Here is a 5,893-nt window from a genome sequence, read left to right on the forward strand (position 1 = left end):
ATCTTGCAACACTACCAAAAGCGCCACCTAAACCAACAAATAGTATAGATTTTAAGAGATTCATCATTTCTAAAGATGCGAAGCTGAAACAAGTTCAGCTTGACATCTGTATTTTATTTTGAGTATTAAATATAAAACTATTTTTCGATAAAATTCTTCACAGCAATTGCAACTTTTGCTCCGTCCATGGCGGCAGAAATAATTCCACCAGCGTAACCAGCTCCTTCAGCGCAAGGAAATAAACCAAAAACTTGCGTATGTTCTAAGTTTTCTTCATTTCTCGGAATACGAACAGGTGAAGAAGTTCGAGATTCTGTTGCCACAATATTTGCATTTTCGGTATAGTAACCATTCATTTTTTTACCAAATGTTTGGAAACCTAATTTCAAAGATTGATGTACTTCTTTTGGTAAAACTTCGCTCAATAACCCCGATGTTAAACCTGGTAAATAAGAACAATCGTTTAATGAATTGGATAATTTCCCTGAAACAAAATCAGTCATTCGTTGCGCGGGTGCTTTTAATTTACCGCCACCAACTTGCCAAGCTTTTTGCTCGACCATTTGTTGAAACTTCATTCCAGCCAAAGGTCCAGTAAATCCATATTTTGCAAAATCTTTTTCATCAACTGTTACAACCATTCCCGAATTAGCAAAAAAACCATCTCGTTTAGATGGCGACCAACCATTTACGACCAATTCTCCTTCATCTGTAGAAGCAGGTGCGATAATTCCACCAGGACACATACAAAAAGAGAAAACACCACGACCGGCTTCTTGCGAAACTAATGAATAGGATGCTGGGGGAAGGAATTCGTTGCGTTCTGTTCCGATTGGACAATGATATTGAGCAGAATCAATCAAACTTTGGTGATGTTCTACACGAACGCCTAATGCAAAAGGTTTTGCTTCAATTAAAACATTCTTTTCATTCAACATATTGAAAATATCACGAGCCGAATGTCCTGTTGCTAAAATAAGCGATGATGTTTTAATTTTCTTATCGTGATTAATTTCAATTCCTTTAATTTGATTATTCTCGATAAGAATATCCGTTAGTTTTGTATCAAACCAAACCTCTCCACCACATTCGATAATTGCTTCGCGCATGTTGGCGATAATTCCTGGTAATTTATTGGTTCCGATATGAGGATGAGCTTCTTGTAAAATGCGTTCTGTTGCGCCAAAATGTACAAACCATTGTAGAGATTTCAGAATATTTCCACGTTTTGTAGAACGTGTATATAATTTTCCGTCCGAATAAGTTCCAGCTCCACCTTCACCATAACAATAGTTAGATTCAGGATTTACTTTTCCTTCCTTGTTCATTGCAGCTAAGTCGCGACGACGATCACGAACATTTTTTCCACGTTCGATGATGATAGGCTTTAAACCTTGCTCAATTAATTCTAATGCAGCAAATAATCCAGCTGGACCAGCACCAGCAATATAAACTTCGTGTTTATTCTCTACATTCTGAAGATTTGGATGAAACTCGAAAGCATCCGAAAAATCTTCATTGATAAAAACATTAACTTGTAATTGAGTGATAATATTTCGACTTCGCGCATCTAATGAGCGACGAATGATTTGATAAGCATTGATATTCTCCGGTTTAGTTTTAACGGCAGATGCTAAACGTTGTTTTAAAATATTTTCATTTGCTGCTTCTGCAGGAGAAATGCGAATAGTTACATTTTGAGGCATAATTATTGACTAAAAAATAAAACACAAAATTAGTTGAAAAAGCGCTTAGTTGAATAGCTTTGTAACTGTTTTTATAAAAAAAAATAATCAAAACGATAAATTATGATTAAAAGAACTTTACTCTTATTAGGAAGTTCAACCTTGTTAATGGCTTGTGCAGCGAATATAAATAATGAGAAAACAATCAATTTGGATACAGTCGAAAATACCAAAACAATCAATTTAAATGTAGGAGATCAAATAAAATTAGAAGTGACTTCTAATCCTTCTACTGGATACGATTGGTTTACTACAGAACCTGATGGTTGTAGTGTAAAAATTGTTGATAAGTCGAATGTAAAAAAACAGCAAGAAGGAATGGTAGGCGTACCAAGTAAAAATGTATATACAGTGATAGCTGGTAGTAAAGGAGAGTGTACGATACAGTTTGATTATAAAAGAGGCTGGGAGAAAGATGCTCCGTCCAATACAAAACAACTTACATTTAATGTAAAATAAGAAAAGCTCCAATAGAAGCTTTTCTTACTTATGATGAGATTAGTAATTAAATTCCTAATTTTTTCAATGTTTGTTTTTGAACACCGTTTTTGTGAACTAAAATATTTGTTGTTTTATACTGAACATAAGCTTTTGTTACATAAAGATATCCTTCGTAGTCGTTTGTTAATCCCCAAGAATTTTTAACGATGTAATAGTCTTTTCCGTTTTGATCTTTTGCAATTCCAACAATGTGCATTCCATGGTCATCAGTCGTTTGGTAATCATTGAAAGCCGCTTGACGCATGTCTTCTGTAATTACTTTTTCTGCTTTAGGACCTTTGAACATTTCTGATTTTTGCGTAGCTGTCATATCAGCAAAATCAATTTCAGGAACATAAGCAATTCCATTTTTCCAGCTAAATCCTTTCTCAGAAACATCCGTCGCCCAAGCTACAGTAAATCCATTTTTTAAAGCATAATCAATATTATCCGTCATTTCTGTCATCGGAACATTGTAAAAAGCTTCGTATGCCCAGTTATCAGGAATCGCCAATACAAATGGTTTGTAATACGAATGCTCTTTGAACGATGTAATCGCAACATAATCGTTTGGATTAATTCCTACCACTTGATCTGCAAATGTACGCGGTGTATATTTTTTCCCGTTGTACGTAAATTCAGACGGATATGTTCCTAAATAACTATCTAAAACAGCTGTGTATGCTTTTTCCCAATTAGGAGTTAATTTTCCATTTGGATTAGAAACAACAGCTTTTAATACTCCTTCTTGTATGGCAGCCATTTCACCAAATTGGTTAATTTTTGTTCCGTAATTTAAGCCTGTGTAAACTTCTGTAGGAACAGCTCCATATTTTTTGATCGTGTTTAAAACATCAAAGAAAGATCCTCCATCTCCTAAAGTTGTAGCACCATGCATGCGTACATATTGTTTTCCTTTTTCAACGTATGTATTTCTTGCATTGAAAATAGAAGACAATTGAATAGGTTGTTTTCCCATTCTGATCATTTCTGATTCGAAGAACGAATTTCCTGAATATGACCAACAAGTTCCTGAGGAACCTTGATTTTCTACTGGCGTTTTAGCTAAATTGATAACATCTGTAAATTGAAAAGCTTCTTTACTATTTTCACTAACGTTTTTGTTTAAGGCATTAACTAAGTTGTCTTGTGCAGATACCAATTGAGCACTTGCAAGCATTACTGCTGAAGCGAAAATTGGATAAAAAATTTTATGCATTTTTAAAATTATTTTGTGTGAGTTTTTTATAAGTAGCTAATTTCACGAAAATGTTAACAATAAACCTATAAAAATTTAAAGTTTTTTTAATAAAACTTCTTAGTATCCATTCACACAATACATTTGTTAAGCTAAAACAACCTTGTTTGTAATCAACTGAGTCCTCGGGAAAGGTAAAACAGACTTGTTTGTAATTAAATTTTGTTGATGAATATTATAAATAACTAAAACTGACTTAAAATTCCAAAATGGATTTTAGATTCTTTGAAATCGAAAGAGGTTTCGTCTGTTTTTCCTACGGCGTAACTCAAATTGAAAATACCCATTTTCGTTAAAAATGAAATTCCAGTTCCGAAACTTAACAAAGAGGTATTTAGATTTGCACGTTTGTTATCAATAAAACCATAGTCAGCAAATAAACCAATGTAGAAAGCTTCACTTGGAACAAAACGATAATCGACATTCAGAAAACCATACATATTGGCGGTAATACTTTCTTCATTGAAGCCTCTAAAACTTCCAAAACCACCAATTCTATACAATTCGTTTTCAGAAAAATCATCGTCTTTCGTGAGTAAACCTCTAAATTCTGCACCAGTTTTGATGTAGTGTTTGTCAGTTAATTCGAATAAGCGAAAGGTCTTCAGCCCTATTTCAATTTGGTTTACCGTTTTATTATCAATTTCTTCTGTCCACGAAAAATTCTTTTCCTTTTTACGAATCGAATTTACCGCAACATCTAACATCGATTTTCCTTCCATCAAACGAAAAGGGTGTTTTAAAAAATAATTATAACTCAAACCAATTCCTGTTTTAGAATAATCATCATAGCTCGATTTTAGATACGAATCATCTTCTAATAAAAAGTTCGAAGTTTGCACCATTCCACTTACACCAATAGTTGAATTGAGGTTGAGTTGATAAAACAAGCGTTCCGAAAAATCTACATTTACAAAGACAGAATCTTGTTTGAAAAGTTTGAAATTAGTTTCAGAACCAATCGGAGATTTGAATAGATAAGGTACTTTAACACCGATATTTAGTGATGTGTTTTTGTTGGCAGTTCCAATCCAATTTAATCGAATTTCTTCTAAACTATTAAACACGTTATTCAACGAAAGTTGTACGTTTCCGTTTAATTTGAAATCACCATTATCATCTGTTCCAAAACCTAAAACACCATCAAAATAATTGGAACTAATCTTTTTCGGATACAAATATACGATCGTAGAATCTGGTTTGAATAAGGTTTGTGGCTGTTGTACTTCTGCAATATAATTGGTTTGCTGCATTAAAGTAGAGATAGATGCTAATTTCTGTTCACTGTAAATTTCTCCATTTTTGATGTTAAGTCCATGACGCAAATAACCTTTTGATAATTTTTCATATTCAATTAATTTTACACCATCAATTGTTCGTTGATTCCCTTTGTCTAACAGCAATTCTATTCGTTGCTCACTTTGTTGAAAACCATTTGGAACAAGTTTTATTTGTGCAAAGGGATAACCTTCATTAATGTTTGTCTTGGCCAATTTATTCAGAATAGAATCTAAATTATTGGTTGGAAAATAATCATTTTTATTCTCAAATAAATCATTGTTTTTCACCCAAATTGTTTGGTAGTTTTTCCCTTTGTTCAAATAGATTTTCTCATTTTTGATGGAATCAATCGTTAAAGTATAGTAACCATTTTTTTGAAGTGAGTCTAAAGAAGAATCGAGGTTTTTACTTTCAAAATCTTTTGTATACGATTTTGTTTCATCATTGTATCGATAAAATTGTAATTTTTTTTCTTGTGCAAACACAAGAATAGATGTGAATAAAAGAAAAATAATGTGAACAAAATATCGCATATTGTTTGTAATAACGTATAAATTAAAAGTTAAGTATTTGTTTTATTGATAAGTAATAGCTAAAATCTAAAAAAATCAGTTTATTTTTGGCTCAAATTTAAGATGAATGTTGAAATTATTTAAAATAACGGGGTACTTAGAAGCACTTTCTGCAATTATTTTATTCTTTATAGCCATGCCAATGAAATATATTTGGGATGACCCGACTTGGGTAACGCACGCAGGAAGAGTACACGGAGGACTTTTTATTGCTTATATTATATTGTTGTACATATTAAAGGAAAAATACAATTGGTCGATGAAAATTTTCTGGATCTTTTTTGTTGCAGCAATTATTCCAGGAGGAACAATTTGGGCAGAGAAAAAATTTATCGAAGGAAAAAAATACAAACAAATGTTAGCTGAACAAGAAATTTAGTTCGATACGTATTGAAAAATAATTAAAACCTTATCAAACCTTTATTTGATGAGGTTTTTTTTATGTGCAAATAAAAAGTTTAAAATAAAAAAGCCAAAGACTATAAATAATCTTTGGCTTTTGTTGAGCGGGAAACGAGACTCGAACTCGCAACATTCAGCTTGGAAGGCTGACGCTC

5 protein-coding genes are annotated in these 5,893 nt (G+C 32.6%); 2 read left to right on the forward strand and 3 right to left on the reverse strand.

The annotated features are described in order from the left end of the window. Positions 1–137 precede the first annotated feature (137 nt). Complete coding sequence (locus Q0616_RS07710) at positions 138–1,706, reverse strand: NAD(P)/FAD-dependent oxidoreductase (protein ID WP_188319147.1); 1,569 nt, start codon at positions 1,704–1,706, stop codon at positions 138–140. A gap of 102 nt (positions 1,707–1,808) precedes the next feature. On the opposite strand from Q0616_RS07710, the gene Q0616_RS07715 reads away from it, so the two are divergent. After that, positions 1,809–2,204, forward strand: coding sequence for a protease inhibitor I42 family protein (locus Q0616_RS07715; RefSeq protein ID WP_298776237.1), 396 nt, complete (start codon positions 1,809–1,811; stop codon positions 2,202–2,204). Positions 2,205–2,250: 46 nt separating this feature from the next. Here Q0616_RS07715 and Q0616_RS07720 read toward each other — a convergent pair whose 3' ends face one another. Together Q0616_RS07720 and Q0616_RS07725 are read right to left on the reverse strand one after the other, a co-directional pair. Continuing rightward, positions 2,251–3,444, reverse strand: a complete 1,194-nt coding sequence (locus Q0616_RS07720) for a C1 family peptidase (protein ID WP_171621966.1) — start codon at positions 3,442–3,444, stop codon at positions 2,251–2,253. A gap of 224 nt (positions 3,445–3,668) precedes the next feature. Then, entirely contained in the window at positions 3,669–5,249 is a 1,581-nt protein-coding gene (locus Q0616_RS07725; protein ID WP_298776242.1) for a hypothetical protein, read from the reverse strand. Between the two features lie 154 nt (positions 5,250–5,403). Between Q0616_RS07725 and Q0616_RS07730 the strand changes: the two genes are divergently transcribed. Beyond that, positions 5,404–5,715, forward strand: coding sequence for a DUF3817 domain-containing protein (locus Q0616_RS07730; RefSeq protein WP_171621968.1), 312 nt, complete (start codon positions 5,404–5,406; stop codon positions 5,713–5,715). Positions 5,716–5,893 lie beyond the last annotated feature (178 nt).

Source organism: uncultured Empedobacter sp. (genome assembly GCF_937930195.1).
Classification (GTDB): domain Bacteria; phylum Bacteroidota; class Bacteroidia; order Flavobacteriales; family Weeksellaceae; genus Empedobacter; species Empedobacter stercoris.

What these genes read in the sequence shown, in the direction of transcription:
- Q0616_RS07715 (WP_298776237.1), top strand. Translation starts at nt 1,809, where the DNA reads ATGATTAAAAGAACTTTACTCTTATTAGGAAGTTCAACCTTGTTAATG.
- Q0616_RS07710 (WP_188319147.1), bottom strand. Translation starts at nt 1,706, where the DNA reads ATGCCTCAAAATGTAACTATTCGCATTTCTCCTGCAGAAGCAGCAAAT.
- Q0616_RS07730 (WP_171621968.1), top strand. Translation starts at nt 5,404, where the DNA reads ATGTTGAAATTATTTAAAATAACGGGGTACTTAGAAGCACTTTCTGCA.
- Q0616_RS07720 (WP_171621966.1), bottom strand. Translation starts at nt 3,444, where the DNA reads ATGCATAAAATTTTTTATCCAATTTTCGCTTCAGCAGTAATGCTTGCA.